We start from the raw sequence: 22,283 nt of genomic DNA, 5'->3' as shown, positions 1-22,283 counted from the left end.
GGCCCGGTGCCTCCCCGGCGCCGGGCCCTTCGGCATGTCCAGGTCCAGCTCAGACCTGTGCCTTCATCAGCCCAGCGGGACGTGCCAGACCAGGACGGTCCCGCGCTCGCCCAGCCGTGAGATCTCCAGCGTGCCGCCGAGGTCGGCGGCGCGCCGGCGCGCGTTGCGCAGCCCGCTCTCGGTGACGTCCTCGGGCAGGCCGACGCCATCGTCGGCGACCCGCAGCTCGAGCTGCTCGGAGGTCACCGAGACGTCCACCTGGGCGCTGTCGGCCAGCGCGTGACGGGCCACGTTGGAGATCGCCTCGCGCAGCACCGCGAGCAGCTGGGTGCCGATGGCAGGCGGCACGACGGTGTCGACGGGACCGGACGTGCGCACGACCGGCGCGAAGCCCAGCACCGGGACGTACTCCTTGACCAGGCGGCGCACGGACGCGCGCAGCGAGTCGCCGCGGCGGTCCTGGAGCTCGAAGATCGTGCCGCGGATCGCCTTGATCGTGTCGTCCAGCTCGGCCACGGAGCTGTCCAGCCGCTCGGTGACGGCGCCGTCGCCCGCCATCGCGGCGACGCCCTGGAGCTGGAGCCCGGTCGCGAACAGCCGCTGGATGACGACGTCGTGCAGGTCGCGGGCGATCCGCTCCCGGTCGGAGATGAGCGCCAGCTCCTGGCGGTCGGCCAGCGCCTGGGTGCGGTCGAGGGAGAGCGCGACCTGGTCGGCGAAGCCGGCGAAGAGGTCGCGGTCCTGCACGTCGAGCAGCCCGGCACCGGGCTGCGCCACCGCGACCAGTGCGGTCACCGGCGCGAGGTGGGAGCGCAGCGGCACCACCACCACGGGCACCCCGTCGACGGTGCTGGTGTGCACCGGACCGCCGGCGTCCGGCGCCGCGACGACCCGGGCACGGGCGAGGAGCTCCTCGACCCGGTCGGTGTCGGCGTCAGGGGCCACGCTCACGGTGTCGTGCTCGGGGCCGCGCGAGGACCACAGGGCCACTGCGCGTGCGTGCGACACCTGCCGCGCGGTGGAGACGATCTGGTCGAGGGCAGAGGGGAGGTCGACCGGCGGCTGGAGCAGCTCGGACAGCTCGGCGGACGCCTCCAGCCACTGGCGCCGGCGCTCGCTCAGCGCGAACGATCGGGCGTTGCTGATGACGTAGCCGGCGGTGCGCGCCAGCTCCTCCACGAGCTGCTCGTCGGCCTCGGTGAACGGACCGTCGCCGGTCTTCTCGGTGAGGTAGAGGTTGCCGAAGACCGTGCCGCGGATGCGCACCGGCATGCCGAGGAAGGACGTCATCGGCGGGTGGTTCGGCGGGAAGCCGACCGACGAGGGGTGCGCCGACAGGTCGGCCAGGCGCAGGCCCGACGGGTCGTCGATGATGACGCCCAGGATCCCGCGCCCGCGCGGCAGGTCGCCGATCAGCGCGCGGGTCCGCTCGTCGAGGCCGGTGGTGACGAACTCGACCAGGTCGCCGGTGCTGCCCAGCACGCCGAGGGCGCCGTAGCGCGCCCCGGTCAGCGCCGTGGCCGCTTCGACGATGCGGGTCAGCACGCTGGCCAGGTCGAGGTCGCTGGAGATCGCCGTGACGGCCTCCAGCAGCAGGCGGCCGTCGGCTCCGAGGTCAGGGGTCTGGTGATGATCCGTCACGGACCCAGTCTGTCCCCCCGCGGCGTGCGGTGTCAGTCGTCAGGCGAAACGCCGCACGGGCAGGTGCTCCCACGGGTCCCAGCCACCGCCGAGCTGGCGACCGGTGATCTCGGTCCACGGGATGCGTACGACGAGGTGGCGCTGGCCCGCCGCCCACGGCCGCGGCTGCCACGTGCGGGCGATCTCCGCGAGCTCGTCCTGGTCGTCGACGAACGAGGCCCGACCGCGCACCACGACGCTCCAGCCGCGCTTGAGCTCGTAGTCGAACTGGTCGACCTCGAAGCACAGCAACGCGTCGCGGCCGTAGGTCCCGAGCAGGCTGTACGCGCTGGTGCGCAGCAGGATCGACTCGCCGTCGACGGCGTAGTTCACCGGGACGATGTGCGGACCTGTGGGCGTGACCATGGCCACCCGGCCGGCGACGCCGGCGGTGAGCAGACGCGCACAGTCCTCCCGGGAAAGGTCGTGGGTCGTGGTGGTCATCGGGCCTCCTTCAGCTGGACCTCCAGCCTCGCCCGAACAGGGGACAGCGGGCAGGGTCGAAGGTCCCGAGGGGGCAGGGGCCGGAGTCCGTCGTGGTGCTGCCTGCTTCGAGCGCGCTCGACGTTGACCCGCCGGTCTAGCGTGGAGGACGTGACCGACCTGCAGCAGACCCAGAGTGATCAGACGCAGAGCCACCAGACGCAGCCCCCCGCAGCCAGCACCCTCGGCGAGCTCCGCGCGAGCGGCCACCAGCTGAAGCCGCTGCGCCAGGAGATCCGCGACAACCTCCTCGCGCGCCTGCGGGCCGGCGAGGACCCGTGGCCGGGGCTGCACGGCTTCGCCGACTCGGTGATCCCGCAGGTCGAGCGCGCGCTGCTCGCCGGCCACGACATCGTGCTCCTCGGTGAGCGCGGCCAGGGCAAGACCCGGCTGCTGCGCTCGCTGGTCGGTCTGCTCGACGAGTGGAGCCCGGTCATCTCCGGGTCCGAGCTCGGCGAGCACCCCTACGACCCGATCTCGGTGACGTCGCAGCAGGCCGTGGCGACCTACGGCGACGACCTGCGCGTCTCGTGGCGCCACCGCGACGAGAGGTACGCCGAGAAGCTGGCGACGCCGGACACCTCGGTCGCCGACCTGATCGGCGACGTCGACCCGATGAAGGTCGCGGAGGGGCGCCACCTCGGCGACCCGGAGACCATCCACTTCGGCCTCATCCCGCGCAGCCACCGCGGCATCGTCGCCATCAACGAGCTGCCCGACCTCGCCGAGCGGATCCAGGTCGCGATGCTCAACGTGATGGAGGAGCGCGACATCCAGATCCGCGGCTACGTCCTGCGGCTGCCGCTCGACGTGCTCGTGGTGGCCAGCGCCAACCCGGAGGACTACACCAACCGCGGCCGCATCATCACCCCGCTCAAGGACCGCTTCGGCGCCGAGATCCGCACGCACTACCCGCGCGAGATCGAGGAGGAGATCGCCGTCGTGCGGCAGGAGGCCGAGCTCGTCGCCGAGGTCCCGGCCTACCTGCTCGAGGTGCTGGCCCGCTTCACCCGCAAGCTGCGCGAGTCGCAGGCCGTCGACCAACGCTCCGGCGTCAGCGCCCGGTTCGCGATCGCCGGCGCGGAGACCATCGCGGCGGCGGCGCTGCACCGCGCGACCACCCAGGGCGAGGACGAGGCGGTGGCCCGCGTGGTCGATCTCGAGACCGCGGTCGACGTGCTCGGCGGCAAGATCGAGTTCGAGACCGGCGAGGAAGGTCGCGAGACCGAGATCCTCACCCACCTGCTGCGCACCGCGGTCGCGGAGACCGTCCGCGCACACCTCGCCGGCATCGACCTGCGCCTGCTCGTCGACGCCATCGAGGCCGGCGCGATGGTCAGCACGGGCGCCAGGGTCGGCGCCCGCGACTTCCTCGCCGGCCTGCCGGTGCTGGGGGAGTCCGAGCTCTACGACGAGGTGTGCGACCGGCTCGGTGCCACCAACGACGGCGAGCGTGCGGCCGCCCTGGAGCTCGCGCTCGAGGGGCTCTACCTCGCCCGCAGGATCGGCAAGGACACCGAGGCCGGGGAGACCGTCTATGGCTGAGTCCGCCACGGCTGGGCCCGCGGTCCGCCTGCGCGCCGGCACGGTCGCGGACATCCCGGCCTTCCGCGCGCTCGGCGAGGCGGTGGTGCCGGTGACCTACGGCCCCATCGACGCGGCGTACGCCCAGCGGATGCTCGACGAGTGGTGGATCCCCGAGGTCTTCGAGAAGTCCCTGGAGCGCAACACCCACCTCGTCGCCGAGCGCGACGGCGAGGTCGTCGCGCTGGCCAACCTCGGCCGCCTCGCTCGTTCGTACCGCGAGTTCCCGCACGTGACCGGCGACCGCGAGGTGATGTGGAAGCTCTACGTCCACCCCGACCACCAGGGTCTGGGCATCGGCAGCCGCCTGCTCGCCGAAGTCGAGGCGCTCGTCGAGGGCGACGAGCTGTGGCTCGAGGTCGTCGACGGCAACGACCAGGCGTACGACTTCTACCTCGCCCGCGGCTTCGTCGAGGTCGAGCGGGTCAGCGACGGCCGCTGGCCCGACGACGTCTGGCTCCGCAAGAGCCTGGAGCGGACCGACCGATGAGCCGGTTCACGAAGTACGACGGCGGCGACCCGCTCGCCCCGCCCGTCGACCTCGCCGAGGCGCTGGACGCGATCGGCCAGGACGTGATGGCCGGCTACTCGCCCGAGCACGCGATGCGCGAGTTCCTGCGCCGCGGCAGCAGCGACCAGGCGGGCCTCGACGAGCTCGCCCGGCGGGTGGCGGAGAAGCGACGCGAGATCCTCCAGCGCAACAACCTCGACGGGACCATGCGCGAGGTGCGCGAGCTGCTCGACAAGGCGGTGCTGGCCGAGCGCGGGCAGCTCGCCCGCGACACCACGATGGACGACGGCGACCGGGCCTTCCGCGAGGTGGTGCTCGACAACCTGTCGCCGTCGACGGCGGCCGCGGTGAGCGAGCTGGCGTCGTACGACTGGCAGTCCTCGCAGGCGCGTGAGGCGTACGGAGAGATCAAGGACCTGCTCGGCCGTGAGCTGCTGGACCAGCGCTTCGCCGGCATGAAGCAGGCCCTCGAGGGCGCGACCGACGAGGACCGCGCCGCCGTCAACGAGATGCTGTCCGACCTCAACGACCTGCTCGAGAAGCACGCCGCAGGGGGCGTCACCGACGAGGAGTTCGGTGACTTCATGGACAAGCACGGGGACTTCTTTCCCGAGAATCCCCGTGACATGGACGAGCTGCTCGACTCCCTCGCTCAGCGCGCGGCCGCCGCCCAGCGGATGATGAACTCGATGACGCCCGAGCAGCGTCAGGAGCTCATGGAGCTCTCGCAGCAGGCCTTCGGCTCGCCACAGCTGATGGAGCAGCTCGCGCGCATGGACGCCAACCTCCAGGCGCTCCGGCCCGGTGAGGACTGGTCGGGCTCGGAGAGCTTCGAGGGTGACCAGGGGATGGGCCTCGGCGACGGGACCGGTGCGCTCCAGGACCTCGCCCAGCTCGACGCGCTGGCCGACCAGCTCGCCCAGTCGCACCGCGGCGCGCGGCTCGACGACGTCGACCTCGACGCGCTCGCCCAGCAGCTCGGCGCCGACGCGGCCGTGTCGGCCAGGACCCTGCAGGACCTCGAGCGGGCGCTGCGCGACAGCGGCTACCTCAAGCGCGGTTCCGACGGTGAGCTGCGCCTGTCGCCGCGCGCGATGCGCCAGCTCGGCAAGGCGCTGCTGCGCGACGTGGCGGAGCGGATGAGCGGACGCTCCGGCGCCCGCGAGACGCGTACGACCGGGCTCGCCGGCGAGCCGTCCGGCGCGAGCCGGCGGTGGGAGTTCGGGGACACCGAGCCGTGGGACGTGCCGCGCACCATCACCAACGCGGTGCTGCGGCAGCACGGCAGCTCGCCGGTGCGGATCCAGGTCGACGACATCGAGGTCGTCGAGACCGAGGCGCGCACCCAGGCGGCCGTCGCCCTCCTGGTCGACACGTCCTTCTCGATGGCGATGGACGGGCGCTGGGTGCCGATGAAGCGCACCGCGCTCGCCCTGCACCAGCTCGTACGCTCCCGCTTCCGCGGCGACGACCTCCAGCTGATCGCCTTCGGTCGCCACGCCCAGGTGATGGAGATCGAGGAGCTGACCGGTCTCGACGCGCGCTGGGACAAGGGCACCAACCTCCACCACGGGCTGCTGCTGGCCAACCGCTTCTTCCGCAAGCACCCCAACGCCCAGCCCGTGCTGCTGGTCGTCACCGACGGCGAGCCCACCGCCCACCTCGAGGCCGACGGCGAGGTGTGGTTCTCCTACCCGCCGCACCCGCTGACGATCTCCCACGCGGTGCGCGAGCTCGATGCGGCCTCCCGGCTGGGGGCGCAGGTGACCTTCTTCCGCCTGGGCGAGGACCCCGGTCTGGCCCGCTTCATCGACTCGATGGCGCGTCGGGTCGGCGGTCGGATGGTGAGCCCCGAGCTCGACGACCTCGGTGCCGCGGTCGTCGGGTCCTACCTCGGCTCGCGCGGGCCTGCGTCGTCGTACCGCGACCACTTCGGCGACTGGGGCGGCGGGCGCGGGTTCTGGGTCTAGCGACCCGCGGCCTCGAGCATCCGCAGCAGCTCGGCGCCCATGTGCTCGATCACGGCCTGGAGCGCCTTGGCGGGGCGCACCATCACGGTGAAGTCGACGATCTGCCCGTCGGCGTCCCACGTGATCATGTCGATGCCGGAGACGTCGAGGCCGCCGACCTCGGTGCGGAACTGCAGCACCGCCGAGTCCTCGCCCAGCCACTCGCGCTCGTAGGTCAGCTCCGGGCCGAGGACGGTGAAGGCGGCGGTGAGGTAGCCGACGACGGTGTCGCGCCCGACCTGCGGGGTGTGGACCGCCGGGCTGCGGAAGACCGCGTCCTCGGCGATCAGGCCCGGCAGGCCGGCCGGGTCGCGGGTCTCGACGACGGCGTGCCAGCGGGCCAGGGCCTGCTCGGCCGGGGTGGCTGTGTCCATGGCGCCATCGTGCCATCGTCGGGGCCCGGCGTCGGGCACTGCGCGGTCACCGTGGTGCGCCTCCCGCACCACGGTGACCGCACAGCGGTCGGGTTCCCCGGGTAGCCGGGGAACCCGACAGCGGGACCCCGCCGCCCGACGGCGAGTAGTCCACCGGGAGTGGTCGTCGGCCGAGCCTCGGGACGACCACTTCCCGGTGGACTACCGGGGTCAGTCGGTCCCGAACCCCGGCAGCGACTCCTCGAGGATCTCGCGGAAGGGCGCGGTCGCCCCCAGCTGGCTGAGCAGTCCGATGGCGCCGATCCAGGTCCGGTGGATGAGGAGGTAGGACGTGGGGAGGTTGAGCTTCATCGCGAGCGTGAACTCCTCCGAGCGGGGGTCGTTGACCCGCTCGAACTGCTCGCGCATCCACTCCCTCGTGAAGGTGAAGCGCTCCTGCGCGGCCGGTTCGACGAAGGGCGCGAGGTAGTCCATCACCTGGCGTGCGTCGACCTCGATGCGGTCCTTGATGAAGCCCTCGGCGCGCAGCCCGGCCACGAGCGACTCCTCGTCGGCGTCGAGCGCGATCCGCATGAGCCGACCTGTGGCCGGTGGCATGCCGCCGTCCTCGAGGCGGGCCACGGCGCCGAAGTCGAGCACGCCCAGCCGCCCGAGGCCGCCGTCGGGACCGGGCAGGATCCGGAAGTTGCCGGGGTGCGGGTCAGCGTGGAGCATCCCGGTGAGCCGGGGGCCCTCGAAGAGGAACCGCACGAACAGCTCGCCGTAGTGGTCGCGCTCCTCCTGCGTCCCCTCCCGGATGACGTGGGCGAGCGAGTGGGCGGAGTCCATCCACTCGGTCACCAGCACCTCGCCACCGACGGCGACCACCGGCGGGACGGAGATGTCCGGGTGCCCCTCGAACGCCTCGGCGTACGCCGACTGCGCCTCCGCCTCGAGGTGGTAGTCGAGCTCGTCGGCCGCGCGCGCCTGCAGCTCGGCCACGAGCGGCTTGATGTCGAGCCCGGGGAAGACGGGGGCGACCCCGCGGGCCAGCCTCGAGATCTGGCGCAGGTCGCTCATCAACGCCTCGCCGGCGCCGGGGTACTGCACCTTGACCGCGACCTCGCGCTCCTCGCCCGTCGTGTGGTCGAGCCACCGGCCGCGGTGGACCTGGCCGATGGAAGCGGCGGCCGTGGGCGCGCCGTCGAGCCACACGAGGCGCTCGGCCCAGTCGGCGCCGAGGTGGGTGGCGAGCTGCTGGCGCACGGTCGCGGTCGGCATCGGCGGGGCGGAGTCCTGCAGCGCAGTGAGGTGCTCGCGGTAGGGGGCAGCGACGTCCTCCGGCAGCGCGGCCTCGAGGACGCTCAGCGCCTGGCCGAACTTCATCGCCCCGCCCTTGAGCTCGCCCAGCGTGCGGAAGAGCTGCTCGGCCGTGCGCTGCTGCACCTCGGTGAGCACCGACTCCGCGGACCTGCCGCCCAGCCGCTTGCCGAAGCCCATGGCCTGTCGTCCGGCGTAGCCCAGTGGGAGGGCTGCGAGCCGGGCGGTGCGCGCGGCGGCCTTGCGGGGGAGCTCGGTCATGGGCCCATTGTCGTCGGTGCGCCAAACCCGTGCGGCCGTACGCCGTGACCCGGGCCACGGTGCCTCGTTGTCGGAGCAACCACACTCCAACCTCGGGAGGACCCCGTGCGTCACAAGCCCCTCCTCGCCTGCGCGGCGAGCGTCCTCGCCGCCTCGGCGACCTTCGCCGTCGGCGGCACCGCCTCGGCAGCCGACCCGGCCGGCGCGACGACGACCCCGGCCAACGTGTCCGACTTCCTCGCCCGCCAGCTGACGACCCTGTCCGGCCGGACGACCGTGATGGTGCACGGCACCTCGCTCACCGCGGCACGCGACGCCGTCGTGGCCGCGGGCATGGCGAAGAAGGGCGAGTTCGCGTCGATCGGCGTGGTCATCGCCAATGCGACCAAGAGCCAGGTCCAGGCCGTGCGCAGCGCACCCGGCGTGACGTACGTCGAGGGCGGGGCACAGCCGATCGAGTTCTTCCAGGAGACCTCCAACACCGCCACCCGCGGCGCCGAGGCGGCCACCACGCTGACCGGCGCCGACGGCACCGCCCTGACCGGCAGGGGCGTCAGCGTCGCGGTGATCGACTCCGGCGTCGACCCGACCCACCCCTACTTCCGGGAGGCCGACGGCTCGAGCGCCGTCGTCGCCAACCTCAAGGCGCTGTGCGAGCCCCTGACCGAGACCTGCTCGGTCCAGCGGCTCCCCAACGTCATCGACACCGACACCCTCTCCGTCGGCGGCCACGGCACCCACGTCAGCGGCATCGTCGCCGGCCGGCCGACCACGCTGACCGACGGCGGCAAGCTCCAGGGCGCCGCACCCGGCGCCAAGCTGGTGTCCGTCTCCACCGGCGCGGGCATCGTCATCCTCGGCGCCGACTCCGCCCTCAACTGGGTCCTGGAGAACCACGAGGCGCCGTGCGGCGCCGGCGTCCCCGCGACGACCTGCCCGCCCATCAAGGTCACCAACAACTCGTACGGCCCCACCGGCGGCGGGGAGTTCGACCCGGAGTCCGCGACCGTGAAGCTCCAGCGTGCGCTGGCGGCCGAGGGCGTCGTGACCGTCTGGGCGGCAGGCAACGACGGCGGCGACGGCTCGACCAGCCTGACCAACCCGCCCGGCCAGGACCCGACCGGCGGCATCCTCTCGGTCGCCTCCTACTACGACCAGGACACCGGCACCCGCGAGGGCGTCGTCTCCGAGTACAGCTCGCGCGGCCTGTCGTCCGACGCCTCCACCTGGCCGGACATCTCGGCGCCGGGGGAGAACATCACCTCCTCGTGCCGGCTCTACCTCGCCATCTGCTCGACCGGCCTCGACTTCCGCAACGGTCCGGGCGCGCTCGACCTCGGCACGTTCAACACCATCAGCGGCACCTCGATGGCAGCCCCGCACATCGCGGGCATCGTCGCCCAGCTGTTCCAGGCCGACCCGTCCGCGACGCCGGCCGAGATCGAGCAGGCGCTGAAGGTCTCGGCGCACAAGTACGCCGACGGCGCGGCCTACGAGGCCGGCCCGCTCGGCACCACGTCGTACGACAAGGGCTACGGCCTGGTCGATGTCGTGGCCGCCGTCGCAGCCCTCGGGTGACCCACCGGGGCTGACCACAGACCCTCTCCAGGGGGAGGGACACTGCGCAACAGGGGCGCGGTGGACCTGCGGGCGGGAGTTCTCGGACTCCCGCCCGCGTCTGCCATTTGGTTGAGTGGCACCGGGAGGCGGACATGGAGATCGAGTTCAGCGGCGAGGTGGTCGAGTGGCGCGGACCCGCGCCCTTCCACTTCGTACGCCTGCCGCTGGACGCGGCCGACCTCGTCGACGAGGTGAAGGCCGAGGTCGTCTACTGGGGCGTGGTGCCAGTGCGCGCCCGCATCGGGGACACCGGGTTCACCACGTCGATGTTCCCCCGCGAGGAGACGTGGTTCCTCCCCGTGAAGGACGCCGTACGCCGTGCCGAGGGTGTCGGCCTCGGCGACGTGGTCGACGTACGCCTCTCCGTCGGCAGGTAGTCAGGTGCCTGCGGGGACAGCGCGGCTGCGACGCGTCGTCAGGTGGAGGCTGAGCGCGACGTAGTAGACGACGTAGGCCACCGAGATCGCCAGCCACACGGGACTGGGGTCGGGGAGCTGGACCAGGAGCACGGCGTAGCTCGCCAGCCACAGGCAGGTCAGCGCGAGCGTCGTCCTCTGCAGCATCGTGGTGCGCGAGGGGTAGACGTAGCCGACGGGCACGAAGACGAGCACCGCGCACACCAGCAGCACGACGGCGACGGTGGCGGGCCGGAGGTCGAGCACCACGACGTAGAACGCGGCGATGTTCCAGTAGCTGGGGAAGCCGAGGAACAGGTGGTCCTCGGTCTTCGCGTCGACCCGGCAGAACTGGTAGGCCGAGGCGAGCAGCGGGATCGCCGCGAGCACGGTCGCCGAGGTCCCGTCGCCGAGGTAGCCCGCGCTCCACAGCAGGAGCATCGGCATGAAGGCGTAGGTGATGTAGTCGACGATGTTGTCCAGGAGCGCGCCGTCGAACGACGGGACGTACCGCTTGACCTGCACCCAGCGCGCGAGCATGCCGTCGGTGCCGTCGACGACCATCGCGACGAGGAACAGCCAGAGCGCGCGGACGGTGTCGCCCTCCATGACGGCGACGAACATCAGGAAGGCCAGGACGACCCCGGAGGCCGTGTAGGCGTGGACCAGCCAGGCGGCGACGGTGTGACGGTACGGCGATGGGGCGGGCACGCGACTCCTCGGTCGGACGGGTCCTGCTGCGCAACCGGATCATGTCAGGCGGACGAAGGATCAGAGGCAACCTCCGGCGGCGTGGACGCGTCCTCACTGTGCACCCCGGCTCGCGGGGGCACCTGTGAGAACGGAACAAGCACCATGCGCACCACCATCCTCGGCTCCGCCACCCTGGCGCTCGCCGCCACCCTCGCCCTGACCCAGCTCGCCCCGGCCAGCGCCGACAGCATCGGCGTCAAGGACCCGAAGGACCTCGCCCACGGCGCCGACCTCCGGTCGGTGCAGGTCGAGCACAAGGCCCGCAACATCGTCGTCACGACGACCCACACCGACCTGCGCGAGTCCTTCCGCTCCGGCTCGTCCGGCGCGGTCTACCTCGACACCGACCCCGCCGACCCCGGCCCGGAGCACGTCTTCGCCGGCGGCTACTTCGTCGGCACGGACTACCAGCTGGTCGAGGTCGACGGCTTCTCCAACGCCTCGTGGGGCGAACCCGTCGAGGGGTCGTACGCGATGCGGATCGACTACGACCGCGAGCAGGTGCGGATGCGGATCTCCCGCGCGGCGCTCGGCTCGCCCGACGAGGTCCGCGTCGCGGTGAAGGTCGCGGGCTCGCGCCCCGACGGCAGCAACACGCGACGCGACTGGCTCGGCGAGCCGCGCAGCTTCACCGAGTGGGTCGCGCGGTGAGCGTGGTCCGGGTCGTCACATGACGACCCGGACCTCCTGAGGCCACCCGCACCCCTCGGCGACCCGGGCCGCCCACATCTTCGCGGTGTCGACGTCGGGGACCTCGATGACCGTGATCCCGCCGAGCTGCTCGGTCGTCTCGGTGTAGGGCCCGTCGGTGACGACCATCGTCCCGCTGGTCCCGTCGGCGCTGAAGGCGTGGTCCATGTCCTCCACGAGCCCGCCCGCGAAGACGAGGACGCCTGCCTCCTCCATCTCGCGGACCACGGCCGTGGACGGCTCGACCCGGCTCCGGAACCACTCCTCGTCGTGGTCCCCGACCCACTGCTGGTGGAAGTAGATGGCGTACCGGGTCATGGGACCTCCTCCGTCGGGGCCGCCGCGTGCGGCCTGTCACCACTGTGACGGACGAGGACCCCGGAGATCGACAGCCCGGTCAGGCGGTCTCGGGGAACTTCACTCCCGTGTTGGCGTGGCAGCGGTAGCCGAAGGGGTTCTTGGCCAGGTACTGCTGGTGGGCGTCCTCGGCGTAGAAGTACGGCGTCTGGCTCGACGGGCGGATCTCCGTGGTGATCTCGCCGAGGCCGCGGCGTGCGAGCTCCTCGCCGTACACCTTGGTCAGCTCGCGGGCGGTCTGCTCCTGCTCGGGGGTCGTCCAGTAGATCGCGGAGCGGTACTGGGTGCCGACGTCGTTGCCCTGGCGCATGCCCTGGGTCGGGTCGTGGATCTCGAAGAACTTCTTGAGCAGGTCGGCGTAGGACACGACCGTCGGGTCGAAGACCACACGGATCGCCTCGGTGTGGCCGGTGCGGCCGCTGCACACCTCCTCGTAGGTCGGGTGCGGCGTGCTGCCGCCGGCGTAGCCGACCGACGTGGACCACACGCCGGGCAGCTGCCAATAGATCTCCTCCGCGCCCCAGAAGCAGCCGAGGCCGAGGATCGCGACCTCGTGGCCGGCGGGCGCCTCGTCGGTGACCACCGGCGTGTGCAGGACGACGTGCTCCCCGAGGCTCCACATCGACTCCGCGCGACCCGGCAGGGCCTGGTCGGGGGTGGGCAGGGTGCTGGGCTTGCCGAATCCGAACATGGCCCCATCCTCCCTCGGCGGACAAGTCCTCCGCGACGAGGCGCGGGCATCGGTGAAATTACGCGGTCTAGTCGTCGTACTGCCACCGATGCGCGGGGCGACGGGCAGGAGGACGGTGGTCCCAACAGCTCGTCTCGTGGAAAGGAACGCCCATGTCGTCTCGTCGATCGGCGCGGAGGGCCCTCGTCGCCCTCCTGGTCGGGGTCCTGGTCGGTGGAGGCCTGATGGCCGTCACGCCCGCCGGTGCCCAGGTCAGCAGCGCAGTGGCCACCAGCTGGAAGAAGATCTGGAAGAAGAACCTCAAGCCCCTCGCGGACAAGCGCTACTACACCAAGGCGCAGAGCAACGCGAAGTACCAGCCGAAGGGGTCCTACGAGACCGCCGGCTCGGGCTACACCAAGGCCGAGAGCGACGCGAAGTACGCCGGCGCCGGGTCGTCGTACACCAAGGCCGAGACCGACGCGAAGTACGTTCCCGTCCCGACCACCTACCGCGGTTCCTTCCTTGCCCATTCCTATGTACCGGGGGCGGGCGCGTACGCCACGGCGGACATCGCCTTTCCGGTCCAGCTGAAGGTCGCGCCAACTGTCCACGTGATCGACACCGGGGTGGTGCCCGCCGGTTGCTCGGGCAACGCTGCCACGCCGGGTGCCTTGCCGGGCAACCTGTGCATCTTCGTCGCTGGCAAGCAGAACGTGAGCGGCTACTACACGTGCAAGGGAGCTGGCGCGAACTGCGTTCTCGGCGCGACCGGCACCGCCGACCCGTGGGGTCTGACGATGTACGCCGTCTCGGCCGCGGCTGGTCGTGCCCAGGCCTACGGCAGCTGGGCACTCAACCCCGGCGGCGCGGCCGGTGTCTCGACCACACGGCCCGACGGCGGCTCGCTCACCACGCCGGACCGGGGGTCACCCGCCAGCGTCGAGTAGGGACGGACCTCGCTCGGCCGGCAAACGGCCGCCGCGCCGGGGGGCACGGCGGCCGTTCCGCTGTCCGCAGCGGGGCCCGCGGGGTCTACGCTCGCGGTGTGAGCCAGGAACATGCCAACAAGTCCGGGTTCGAGACGCGTGCGATCCACGCCGGCTACGAGCCCGACGCGATGACCGGGGCGGTCAACCCGCCCATCTACGCCAGCAGCACCTACAAGCAGGACGGTGTCGGCGGCCTCCGCGGCGGCTACGAGTACAGCCGCTCGGCCAACCCCACGCGTACGGCGCTCGAGGGGGCGCTCGCGGCCGTCGAGGACGGCGAGAAGGGGTTCGCCTTCGCCTCCGGCCTCGCCGCCGAGGACGCCATCATCCGGGCGCTCACCGCTCCCGGCGACCATGTCGTGATCCCGGACGACGCCTACGGCGGCACGTTCCGCCTCTTCGACAAGGTCGCGAGGCTCTGGGGCACCGCCCACACCCCCGCGCCCGTTGCCGACACCGATGCCGTCGCCGCGGCGATCGAGCCCGGACGCACGAAGCTGGTGTGGGTCGAGACGCCCACCAACCCGATGCTCACCATCGGCGACATCGAGGCGCTGGCGGCGGCGGCCCACGACGCCGGTGCGCTGCTGGTCGTCGACAACACCTTCGCCTCGCCCTACCTCCAGCAGCCGCTGACGCTCGGCGCCGACGTGGTGGTCCACTCCACCACCAAGTACGTCGGCGGGCACAGCGACGTGGTGGGCGGCGCGGTCGTGGTCCGTGACCTCGACCTCGCCGAGAAGATCGGCTTCCACCAGAACGCCATGGGCGCGGTGGCCGGGCCCTTCGACGCCTTCCTCACCCACCGGGGCCTCAAGACGCTCGGCGTCCGCATGGACCGCCACTGCGACAACGCGGAGCGGGTCGTGGAGTTCCTCGACGGCGACCCTCGGGTCACCGAGGTCATCTACCCCGGCCTCGCCGCCCACCCGGGCCACGACGTCGCCGCGCGCCAGATGAAGCGCTTCGGCGGGATGATCTCCTTCCGCGTCGCCGGCGGCGAGCAGCAGGCCCTCGCGGTCTGCGAGCGCGCGGAGGTCTTCACCCTCGGCGAGTCGCTCGGCGGCGTCGAGTCGCTCATCGAGCACCCCGGGCGGATGACCCACGCCAGCGTGGCCGGCACGGACCTCGAGGTCCCGGCCGACCTCATCCGGCTCAGCGTCGGCATCGAGAGCATCGAGGACCTCGTCGCCGACCTCGACCGGTCGCTGGGCTGAGCCCGGTGGCCACTCCCGTCGAGCCCGACATCCGTTTCTCGCTCGCCAACGAGCGGACCTTCCTGGCCTACGAGCGCACCGCCGTCGGCCTGGTCGCCGCCTCCCTGGCGGTCTTCCACCTGCTCGAGCCGTCGTGGTCGCAGCGCCTGCTGGGCCTGCTGCTCCTCGCCTCCGCGGCCGTGGCGGCCGCCGGGGGCTGGCTGCGCTTCCGGCAGGCGGACCGCGCGATCCGTGCCGGCCACGACCTGCCCGCCGGCACCACGGTCCACCTGATGGCCCTCGCCGTCCTGGTCGTCGTCGTGGCCGCCGGCATCTCGGTGGTGGTGTGAGCACCGCAGCGACGTCCGTGGTCTGCGTCGACTTCGGTTCGACCTTCACCAAGGCCGCCCTGGTCGACCTGGCGACCGGCGACCTGCTCGCGTCGGCCAGCCACCCGACCACCCTCCCGGACGCGGCGGGGGATGGCGACGTGCTCGACGGGTACGACGCCTGCATGCGCGCACTCACCGAGCAGGACCCCCGCGCCCCCGAGTCCGACGTGCTGGCCTGCTCCAGCGCCGGCGGCGGGCTGCGCATCGCGGTCGTCGGCAACGAGGAGCTCGTGACCGCCGAGGCCGGGCGCCGCGTCGCGCTGTCCAGCGGCGGCAAGGTGGTGCTGGTGCTCCATGGGGGCCTCGACGCCGACAAGCTCGTCGCGCTCCGGCAGGCCGAGCCCGACGTCGTCCTGCTCGTCGGCGGCACCGACGGCGGCAACGCCGAGGTGCTCGAGGGCGATGCGGCCTTCCTCTCCGCGGCCCCGTGGGCGGGGCCGGTGGTGGTGGCCGGCAACGTCGACTCCCAGCCGCTGGTCGCCGAGCTGCTCGCGGAGTCGCAGACGCCGTACGTCCTCGCCGACAACGTCGTCCCGCGCATCGGTGTGCTCGCCCCCGACAGTGCCCGGCGTGCGATCCGCGAGATCTTCCTCAGCCACGTCATCGGCGGCAAGCACCTCAGCAGCCGCACCGACTCCCGCGGCCGTGCCTTCACCGACCTGGTGCGCGGTGCCACCCCGGACGTCGTGCTCACCGGCGTCGAGCTGCTCGCGCGCGGGCTCGACGACGAGCACCCCGGTGCGGGCGACGTGGTCGTCGTCGACGTCGGCGGCGCCACGACAGACGTGCACAGCGTGGTCGAGCTCGACCCGGAGGAGAGCCGGCTCGCCCGCGAGGTGGTCGCGACGACGCCCGTGACCCGCACCGTCGAGGGGGACCTCGGGATGCGCTGGTCGGCGATCTCGACGGTGGAGGCCGCGGGCCGCGACGACCTGCACGTCGCCGCCGTACGCCGCCGCGAGCAGCCCGACCTCCTCCCCGCCGACGCCCACGAGCGCGACGCCGACCTCGAGATCGCGGCCGCTGCGGTGCGGATCGCGCTGGAGCGCCACGCCGGACGCAGCAAGGTCGTGGTGAGCCCCGAGGGCCGCGTCGTCGAGCGCAGCGGCAAGGACCTGCGCGAGGTCGACCTGCTGGTCGGCTCCGGTGGCGTGCTGCGCCACGGCGGCCCTGACGCCGTACGCCGCGTGCTGCTGCCCGCGACCGGCGACGCCTTCGAGGGCGGCTGGCAGCTCCCGCGCGACCCGGAGGTCGTCGTCGACCGCGACTACGTGCTGGCCGCCGCCGGGCTGCTCGCCGAGCAGCACCCCCTCGCGGCGCACCGGCTGGTGCGCCGCCTCGCCACGGCGGGGGATCGCCTACCGTGAGCGGCGTGAGCGACCAGCCGTCCGGACGCGACGGGACCGAGGAGAGCGACGAGTCGCGGCGCCGTCGGCTCTTCGCCGCCCTGGGCCGCGGTGACGACGAGGACGGCCTGACCGAGCGGATCGTCGCGCAGTGGGTCCAGGCCCGCGCCGAGCGCCGCAGCGAGCCGGCCTTCACGACCGGCCCCTCCAACTTCAGCCGCGCCCAGGTGCCGTGGGGCCTCGACCTCGCCGCCGCCTGGTCGTGGCGCCTCATCGTCATCGTGGTCGCCACCCTCGGGCTGCTGTGGACGATGCGCTACTTCGCCGTCATCACGCTGCCGCTCGCGATCTCGCTGCTCATCGCCGCCCTCGCGGTGCCCGTGGTCAGCGCACTGCGCCGCATCGGCCTGCCGCGCGGGCCCTCGGCCGGGATCGTGATGGTCCTGGGCATCGGCACCGTCGCGCTCCTGCTCACCTTCGTCGGCCAGCAGGTCGCCCAGGGCGCCAGCGACCTCGCCGACTCGGTCGTCACCGGCCTCGACCAGGTGCGCGACTGGCTGCGCAGCGGACCGCTCGACGTCTCCGAGTCCCAGCTCGACGGCTACATCAAGGAGATCCAGAGCGCCGTCACCGACAGCACCGGCACCGACGGCGTCGTCACCCGCGTCACCGAGGTGGGCACCGCGGTCGGGCACGTGGTGGCCGGGTTCTTCATCGTGCTGTTCTCCACCTACTTCTTCCTCGCCGACGGCGACCGCATCTGGTCGTGGATCGTGCGGCTGGCACCCCGCGCCGCCCGCGAGCGCGTCGACGCCTCGGGCCGGGTGGCGTGGGTCTCGCTCACGCAGTTCGTCCGCGCGACGGTGCTGGTGGCGATGGCCGACGCGATCGGCATCATGGCCGTCGCCTGGTTCCTCGACGTGCCCTTCGTGGTCGCCATCGGCGTGCTGGTCTTCCTCGGCGCCTTCGTCCCGATGATCGGCGCGACCATCGCCGGCAGTGTCGCGATCCTCGTCGCGCTCGTCGACCAGGGCCCGCTGACCGCGCTCTTCATGCTGATCGGCGTCATCGTCGTCCAGCAGATCGAGGGCCACATCCTCCAGCCCTTCCTGATGGGTCGCTTCGTCTCCCTCCACCCGCTGGGGGTGATCGTGGCGATCGGCTGCGGCGTGCTGGTGGCCGGCATCGCGGGCGCGCTCATCGCCGTACCCCTCGCCGCGGCCGCCAACGCCGTCGCGCAGCACCTCGCGACCTACACCGGCGTCGGCGACGAAGCCGACGAGGCGCTCCTGGACGACCTCGCCACCGACGGGATCCCACCCGACGCGGTGCCAGACAACGACAGCCCGGTCGGGGAGTCCGCCGAGCGCGACAACCACCCCGACCTCCAGCCCGACCTCCAGCCGCACAAGGACCCGTCATGACCGAGCAGGTGACCCTGGCCGACATCGTGGCCGCGCGTGAGCTCCTCGAGGGCGTCACCGTCACCACGCCGATGGAGGAGTCGCGCTGGCTCTCCGCGCTCGTCGGCGGCCGGGTGTCGCTGAAGTGCGAGAACCTCCAGCGCACCGGGTCCTTCAAGTCGCGCGGCGCCTACGTCCGCATCGCCGGACTCTCCGCCGACGAGCGCGCGCACGGCGTGGTGGCGGCCTCCGCGGGCAACCACGCGCAGGGCGTCGCCCTCGCCGCGACCACGCTCGGCATCCCCTCCACCGTCTTCATGCCGGAGGGGGCGCCCATCCCCAAGGAGAAGGCGACCCGCGGCTACGGCGCCGACGTCGTCTTCCACGGCCGCTACCTCGAGGACTCGCTCGCCGCGGCGCGCGCCTTCGCCGAGGAGACCGGGGCGGTGCTGATCCACCCCTTCGACCACGTCGACATCGTCGCCGGCCAGGGCACGCTCGGCCTCGAGGTGCTCGAGCAGGCGCCCGACGTACGCACCGTGCTGGTGCCGACCGGCGGCGGCGGGCTGCTGGCCGGGGTCGCGATCGCGATCAAGGCGCTGCGACCCGACGTACGCGTGGTGGGGGTCCAGGCCGAGGGTGCCGCCGCCTACCCCGGCTCGCTCGCCGCGGGGGAGCCGGTGGCGTTGGAGTCGATGCAGACGATGGCCGACGGCATCGCGGTCGGTCGCCCCGGCGACATCACCTTCGCGGCCGTGCGCGACCACGTCGACGAGGTCGTGACGGTCTCCGAGGAGTCGCTCTCCCGCGCGCTCCTCGCCCTCATCGAGCGCGCCAAGCAGGTGGTCGAGCCTGCCGGCGCGGCCGCCGTCGCGGCGCTGCTGGACAACCCGACCGGTTTCGAGACGCCGGCCGTCGCGGTGCTGTCGGGCGGCAACATCGACCCGCTGCTGCTGAGCAAGGTGATCCGGCACGGCCTCGCCGCCGCGGGTCGCTACCTCTACCTCCGCGTGTGCATCCCCGACCTCCCCGGCGGGCTCGCATCCCTGCTCGCCGAGGTCGGCGCCGAGGGCGCCAACGTGCTCGAGGTCGCCCACGAGCGGATCTCCCCGTCGCTGACCCTCAACGAGGTCGAGGTGCGGATCCAGCTCGAGACCCGCGGCGAGGCGCACGCCGAGCACCTGAAGTCCCGGCTGCGCGAGCGGGGCTACCGCCTCGCCGACTGAGCGGTGAGTGACGCAGGTTCTGCGCGGGTGACGTCAAGCGGTCGGAACCTGCCGCACACACCGCTCGTACGCCCAAATGCCGTGGAGCGGTGAGTGTTGCAGGTTCTGTGGTTCCAGAACCTGTCTCACTCACCGCTCCGAGGAGTGGCGGCAGCGGTGACGCTCAGGCCTTGTAGGGCTCCGCGTCGACGATCGTCACGCTCAGCTCCTTGCCGGTGGGCGCGGTGTAGGACACCTTGTCGCCCTTGGACTTGCCGTTGATCGCGGCGCCCATCGCCGACTCGGGCGAGTAGACGTCGAGGGTGTCGCCCTCGGAGAGGTTCTCGCGGGCGCCGAGGAGGAACTTCTCGGTGTCGCCGCCACCGAAGTCGACGGTGACGACCATGCCGGGCTCGACGACACCGTCGTCGGGAGGCGTCTCGCCCACCTCGGCACGCCGCAGCATGTCCTCGAGCTGGCGGATCCGGGCCTCCTGCTTGCCCTGGTCGTCCTTGGCGGCGTGGTAGCCGCTGTTCTCCTTCAGGTCGCCCTCGTCGCGCGCGGCGGCGATCTTCTCGATGATCTCCTGGCGCTTGGGGCCCTTGAGGTCGTCGAGCTCGGCCTGCAGCTTGTCGTAGGCCTCCTGGGTCAGCCAGATGGTGCCCTGGTCGGTCATGTCGTTGCTCCTGCTTCGCGTCGGACCACGTGCGGGTGTGCCTCAGCGGCCCCGCACCGGGTCGGTTGGTGTCATCCGTCCGATCGGAGTCGGCGCGGCGACTGAGATCGGCCAGCGCACCCGGACGGGCAGAACGATCAGGTTAGCAAGTCGGGCGCGAAAGCGCAGGCCGACGTCAGCGCGGGCGCGGCTGGCCGGGTGCGGTGCAGCCGAGCTTCTCCACGCTCGTGGCCCGCCGCTCGGTGCGGATGACCACCTCGTTGACGCCTGCGACGGGGGAGAACTCGAGCTCGCCGACGGCCGTCTTGTCCTCCGCCAGCGCCCGCAGGCGGCAGCTGGCGTCGACGCCGTCGTCGAGCTGCACGTCGAGGCGGGCGGCCACCTCGTAGTCGCTGGTGACTTCGAACGTCACCAGCTCGGACGTCGCCGCCGGGGTGCTGTGGAACCAGGCCGTCCAGCCGAGCCAGCCGAGGCCGACCACGGCGAGGGCCACCGCGAGGGTGATGGTCACCGGTCGCCGCCACCGGGCGGGAGCGCCGTAGCGGTCGGCGAGGTCGGTGGTCACGCGTCCAAGCCTAAGCGGCGCCTCCTAGACTCACGCCCATGGCCCAACCCCCTGCCGCAAAGCCCCGCACCGGGCTCCGGCTGATGCACGTCCACGCCCACCCCGACGACGAGTCGAGCAAGGGCGCCGCGTCGACGGCGAAGTACGTCGCCGAGGGCGTCGACGTCCACGTCGCCACCTGCACCGGCGGCGAGCGCGGGTCGGTGCTCAACGCCAAGATGGACCGCCCCGAGGTGTGGGAGAACATCACCGAGATCCGGCGCGAGGAGATGCACCGCGCCCGCGACATCCTCGGCATCCGCCAGGACTGGCTCGGCTTCGTCGACTCCGGCTGGCCCGAGGGCGACCCCAGGCCCCCGCTGCCGGAGGGCTGCTTCGCGCTCGTCCCGCTCGAGCAGGCCACCGAGCGCCTGGTGCGGCTGATCCGCGACTTCCGCCCCCACGTGCTGACGACGTACGACGAGCGCGGTGGCTACCCGCACCCCGACCACATCCGCTGCCACGAGGTCTCCGTCGCCGCCTACCACGCGGCCGGGGCCCCCGAGCGGTTCCCCGACGCGGGGGAGCCGTGGCAGCCGCTGAAGCTCTACTACCACCACGGCTGGAGCTGGGCGAAGACCAACGCCCTGCACGAGGCGATGCTCGCCCACGACCTCGAGTCGCCCTACACCGAGCGCCTGGCCAGCTGGGAGCGCGAGCCCGAGTGGGACGACCGCATCACCACCCGGGTGCCGTGCGGTGACTTCTTCGGCGTCCGCGACCAGGCGCTGCTGGCCCACGCCACCCAGATCGACCCCGACGGCATGTGGTTCGCGATCCCGCGTGAGATCCAGCAGAAGGTCTGGCCGACCGAGGACTACGAGCTCGTGCACTCCCAGGTCGAGAGCGCCCTGCCGGAGGACGACCTGTTCGCCGGCATCCCGACGCCCGCGCCCTAGGCGGTCGGTGGGAGACTGGAGCCATGCTCGACCTGATGCTCATCCTGCTGGTGGACGACCCGACGCCCGAGCCCACCGAGGTCAAGGCCGGCCCGCTGGCCTTCGCGATCTGGATCTTCATGATCCTCGCCGTGGTGGCGATCGGCTTCTTCCTCGTCCGGCAGCTGCGCAGGGCGCAGGCCAACAAGGACGCCGGGATGTTCGGTGACGAGCCGGTCGACCGCTCCGCCACCCCGAGCGACTCCGAGGACCGTTAGGCCTGCTCGGGGGCCCGGACCACCCGCACCAGGCAGTCCCAGGCCGTACGCCGCTCGGTGCCGCCGTGCTCGTCGGCCGCGCTGACCTCCCGCGCCACCCGCTCCGCGCGCACCACCTCGACCTCGATCCCCTCGAGGTCGGCCAGCACGTCCTCGGCGCTCATCAGCACCGCCGGGTCCTGCGGGCCACCGGTGCCCTCGGCGAGGTTGGTCGAGTCGTGCGCCACCAGCAGCAGGGTGCCGCCCGGCGCCAGCATCGTCGCGGCACCGCGCACCGCGCGGCGACGGTCGTCGGCCGGCACCTGGAAGTAGGCCATCACGACGAGGTCGACGGGTGCGGGCGGCTGCCACGTCGTGGCGTCGGCGCGGACCCACGTGACGTCGAGGCCGTCGGCGAGCCGGGCCCCCTTGTCGAGCGCCACCTGCGAGAAGTCGACGGCGGTCGCCGACCAGCCGCGCGAGGCGAGCCAGATGGCGTTGCGCCCCTCGCCGGCGGCGAGGTCGACCGCCGTGCCGGGCGGCAGGTCGGCGAGCTCGGTGGCGACGAACTGGTTGGGCTCGCGCGACCAGACCAGCTCGCTGGCGGAGTAGCGCTGGTCCCAGGCGTCGGCGTCCATGTCCGACAGC

At 72.5% G+C, this 22,283-nt stretch carries 24 protein-coding genes; 14 read left to right on the top strand and 10 right to left on the bottom strand.

Annotation, left to right across the window (positions count from 1 at the left end; genetic code table 11):
* Positions 1-66 precede the first annotated feature (66 nt).
* Together CFI00_RS18980 and CFI00_RS18975 are read right to left on the bottom strand one after the other, a co-directional pair.
* Complete coding sequence (locus CFI00_RS18980) at positions 67-1,641, bottom strand: GAF domain-containing sensor histidine kinase (RefSeq protein ID WP_207082541.1); 1,575 nt, start codon at positions 1,639-1,641, stop codon at positions 67-69.
* 39 nt (positions 1,642-1,680) lie between these two features.
* Positions 1,681-2,124, bottom strand: a complete 444-nt coding sequence (locus tag CFI00_RS18975) for a pyridoxamine 5'-phosphate oxidase family protein (RefSeq protein WP_207082540.1) — start codon at positions 2,122-2,124, stop codon at positions 1,681-1,683.
* A gap of 159 nt (positions 2,125-2,283) precedes the next feature.
* Here CFI00_RS18975 and CFI00_RS18970 point away from each other — a divergent pair, with 159 nt between their 5' ends.
* Genes CFI00_RS18970 through CFI00_RS18960 form a run of 3 tightly spaced genes read left to right on the top strand, consistent with a single transcriptional unit; the run spans position 2,284 to position 6,228 of the window.
* Complete coding sequence (locus CFI00_RS18970; protein ID WP_207085617.1) at positions 2,284-3,708, top strand: sigma 54-interacting transcriptional regulator; 1,425 nt, start codon at positions 2,284-2,286, stop codon at positions 3,706-3,708.
* Positions 3,701-4,237, top strand: coding sequence for a GNAT family N-acetyltransferase (locus tag CFI00_RS18965; RefSeq protein ID WP_207082539.1), 537 nt, complete (start codon positions 3,701-3,703; stop codon positions 4,235-4,237). Before CFI00_RS18970 ends, CFI00_RS18965 begins: the two co-directional genes overlap by 8 nt.
* On the top strand, positions 4,234-6,228 hold the full coding sequence (locus CFI00_RS18960) for a VWA domain-containing protein (protein WP_207082538.1): 1,995 nt from the start codon (positions 4,234-4,236) through the stop codon (positions 6,226-6,228). The genes CFI00_RS18965 and CFI00_RS18960 overlap by 4 nt, the downstream gene beginning before the upstream one ends.
* Here CFI00_RS18960 and CFI00_RS18955 read toward each other — a convergent pair.
* Positions 6,225-6,641: a nuclear transport factor 2 family protein gene (locus CFI00_RS18955; protein WP_207082537.1), complete on the bottom strand. Its 417-nt coding sequence runs from the start codon at positions 6,639-6,641 to the stop codon at positions 6,225-6,227. The two genes, CFI00_RS18960 and CFI00_RS18955, sit on opposite strands and share 4 nt — an antisense overlap.
* A 210-nt stretch (positions 6,642-6,851) precedes the next feature.
* Positions 6,852-8,201 (bottom strand): AarF/ABC1/UbiB kinase family protein, encoded by a 1,350-nt coding sequence (locus tag CFI00_RS18950; protein WP_207082536.1) that lies wholly within the window; start codon positions 8,199-8,201, stop codon positions 6,852-6,854.
* Between the two features lie 105 nt (positions 8,202-8,306).
* Here CFI00_RS18950 and CFI00_RS18945 point away from each other — a divergent pair, with 105 nt between their 5' ends.
* Positions 8,307-9,779: a S8 family serine peptidase gene (locus CFI00_RS18945; RefSeq protein ID WP_242532504.1), complete on the top strand. Its 1,473-nt coding sequence runs from the start codon at positions 8,307-8,309 to the stop codon at positions 9,777-9,779.
* A 134-nt stretch (positions 9,780-9,913) separates the two neighbouring features.
* A complete protein-coding gene (locus tag CFI00_RS18940) occupies positions 9,914-10,198 on the top strand; it encodes a DUF1905 domain-containing protein (protein ID WP_207082535.1) in 285 nt (94 codons plus the stop codon).
* Here CFI00_RS18940 and CFI00_RS18935 read toward each other — a convergent pair whose 3' ends face one another.
* Positions 10,199-10,927, bottom strand: coding sequence for a CDP-alcohol phosphatidyltransferase family protein (locus tag CFI00_RS18935; RefSeq protein ID WP_242532503.1), 729 nt, complete (start codon positions 10,925-10,927; stop codon positions 10,199-10,201).
* Between the two features lie 144 nt (positions 10,928-11,071).
* Here CFI00_RS18935 and CFI00_RS18930 point away from each other — a divergent pair, with 144 nt between their 5' ends.
* Positions 11,072-11,620, top strand: a complete 549-nt coding sequence (locus CFI00_RS18930) for a hypothetical protein (RefSeq protein WP_207082534.1) — start codon at positions 11,072-11,074, stop codon at positions 11,618-11,620.
* Between the two features lie 15 nt (positions 11,621-11,635).
* On the opposite strand, the gene CFI00_RS18925 is transcribed toward CFI00_RS18930, so the two are convergent.
* Complete coding sequence (locus CFI00_RS18925) at positions 11,636-11,977, bottom strand: YciI family protein (protein ID WP_207082533.1); 342 nt, start codon at positions 11,975-11,977, stop codon at positions 11,636-11,638.
* 79 nt (positions 11,978-12,056) lie between these two features.
* Positions 12,057-12,707 (bottom strand): peptide-methionine (S)-S-oxide reductase MsrA, encoded by a 651-nt coding sequence (msrA, locus tag CFI00_RS18920; RefSeq protein WP_207082532.1) that lies wholly within the window; start codon positions 12,705-12,707, stop codon positions 12,057-12,059.
* A gap of 152 nt (positions 12,708-12,859) precedes the next feature.
* Here msrA and CFI00_RS18915 point away from each other — a divergent pair, with 152 nt between their 5' ends.
* The 6 genes from CFI00_RS18915 (at position 12,860) to ilvA (ending at position 19,241) form a co-directional block, all read left to right on the top strand.
* Positions 12,860-13,636 carry a hypothetical protein gene (locus tag CFI00_RS18915; RefSeq protein WP_207082531.1) on the top strand — a complete coding sequence of 259 codons (777 nt, stop codon included), beginning with the start codon at positions 12,860-12,862 and terminating at the stop codon, positions 13,634-13,636.
* Positions 13,637-13,734: 98 nt separating this feature from the next.
* Positions 13,735-14,895: a cystathionine gamma-synthase gene (locus CFI00_RS18910; RefSeq protein ID WP_207082530.1), complete on the top strand. Its 1,161-nt coding sequence runs from the start codon at positions 13,735-13,737 to the stop codon at positions 14,893-14,895.
* A gap of 5 nt (positions 14,896-14,900) precedes the next feature.
* On the top strand, positions 14,901-15,224 hold the full coding sequence (locus tag CFI00_RS18905; protein WP_207082529.1) for a DUF202 domain-containing protein: 324 nt from the start codon (positions 14,901-14,903) through the stop codon (positions 15,222-15,224).
* The gene (locus CFI00_RS18900) at positions 15,221-16,633 is read left to right on the top strand and encodes a glutamate mutase L (RefSeq protein ID WP_207082528.1); all 1,413 of its coding nucleotides are present in this window, start codon (positions 15,221-15,223) and stop codon (positions 16,631-16,633) included. The genes CFI00_RS18905 and CFI00_RS18900 overlap by 4 nt, the downstream gene beginning before the upstream one ends.
* A gap of 5 nt (positions 16,634-16,638) precedes the next feature.
* Positions 16,639-18,036 carry an AI-2E family transporter gene (locus tag CFI00_RS18895; RefSeq protein WP_242532502.1) on the top strand — a complete coding sequence of 466 codons (1,398 nt, stop codon included), beginning with the start codon at positions 16,639-16,641 and terminating at the stop codon, positions 18,034-18,036.
* A complete protein-coding gene (gene ilvA, locus CFI00_RS18890; RefSeq protein ID WP_207082526.1) occupies positions 18,033-19,241 on the top strand; it encodes a threonine ammonia-lyase in 1,209 nt (402 codons plus the stop codon). The genes CFI00_RS18895 and ilvA overlap by 4 nt, the downstream gene beginning before the upstream one ends.
* 163 nt (positions 19,242-19,404) lie before the next feature.
* On the opposite strand, the gene greA is transcribed toward ilvA, so the two are convergent.
* Positions 19,405-19,896 carry a transcription elongation factor GreA gene (gene greA, locus CFI00_RS18885; protein ID WP_207082525.1) on the bottom strand — a complete coding sequence of 164 codons (492 nt, stop codon included), beginning with the start codon at positions 19,894-19,896 and terminating at the stop codon, positions 19,405-19,407.
* A gap of 175 nt (positions 19,897-20,071) precedes the next feature.
* Positions 20,072-20,461: a DUF4307 domain-containing protein gene (locus CFI00_RS18880; RefSeq protein ID WP_207082524.1), complete on the bottom strand. Its 390-nt coding sequence runs from the start codon at positions 20,459-20,461 to the stop codon at positions 20,072-20,074.
* Positions 20,462-20,499: 38 nt separating this feature from the next.
* On the opposite strand from CFI00_RS18880, the gene mca reads away from it, so the two are divergent.
* Positions 20,500-21,399: a mycothiol conjugate amidase Mca gene (gene mca, locus CFI00_RS18875; protein WP_207082523.1), complete on the top strand. Its 900-nt coding sequence runs from the start codon at positions 20,500-20,502 to the stop codon at positions 21,397-21,399.
* A gap of 23 nt (positions 21,400-21,422) precedes the next feature.
* Positions 21,423-21,656 carry a hypothetical protein gene (locus CFI00_RS18870; protein ID WP_207082522.1) on the top strand — a complete coding sequence of 78 codons (234 nt, stop codon included), beginning with the start codon at positions 21,423-21,425 and terminating at the stop codon, positions 21,654-21,656.
* On the opposite strand, the gene CFI00_RS18865 is transcribed toward CFI00_RS18870, so the two are convergent.
* Entirely contained in the window at positions 21,653-22,273 is a 621-nt protein-coding gene (locus CFI00_RS18865; RefSeq protein ID WP_207082521.1) for a class I SAM-dependent methyltransferase, read from the bottom strand. The two genes, CFI00_RS18870 and CFI00_RS18865, sit on opposite strands and share 4 nt — an antisense overlap.
* Positions 22,274-22,283: the final 10 nt, after the last annotated feature.

The organism is Nocardioides sp. S5 (genome assembly GCF_017310035.1).
GTDB lineage: Bacteria > Actinomycetota > Actinomycetes > Propionibacteriales > Nocardioidaceae > Nocardioides.
This window is presented reverse-complemented; position numbering and strand designations above follow the sequence as displayed.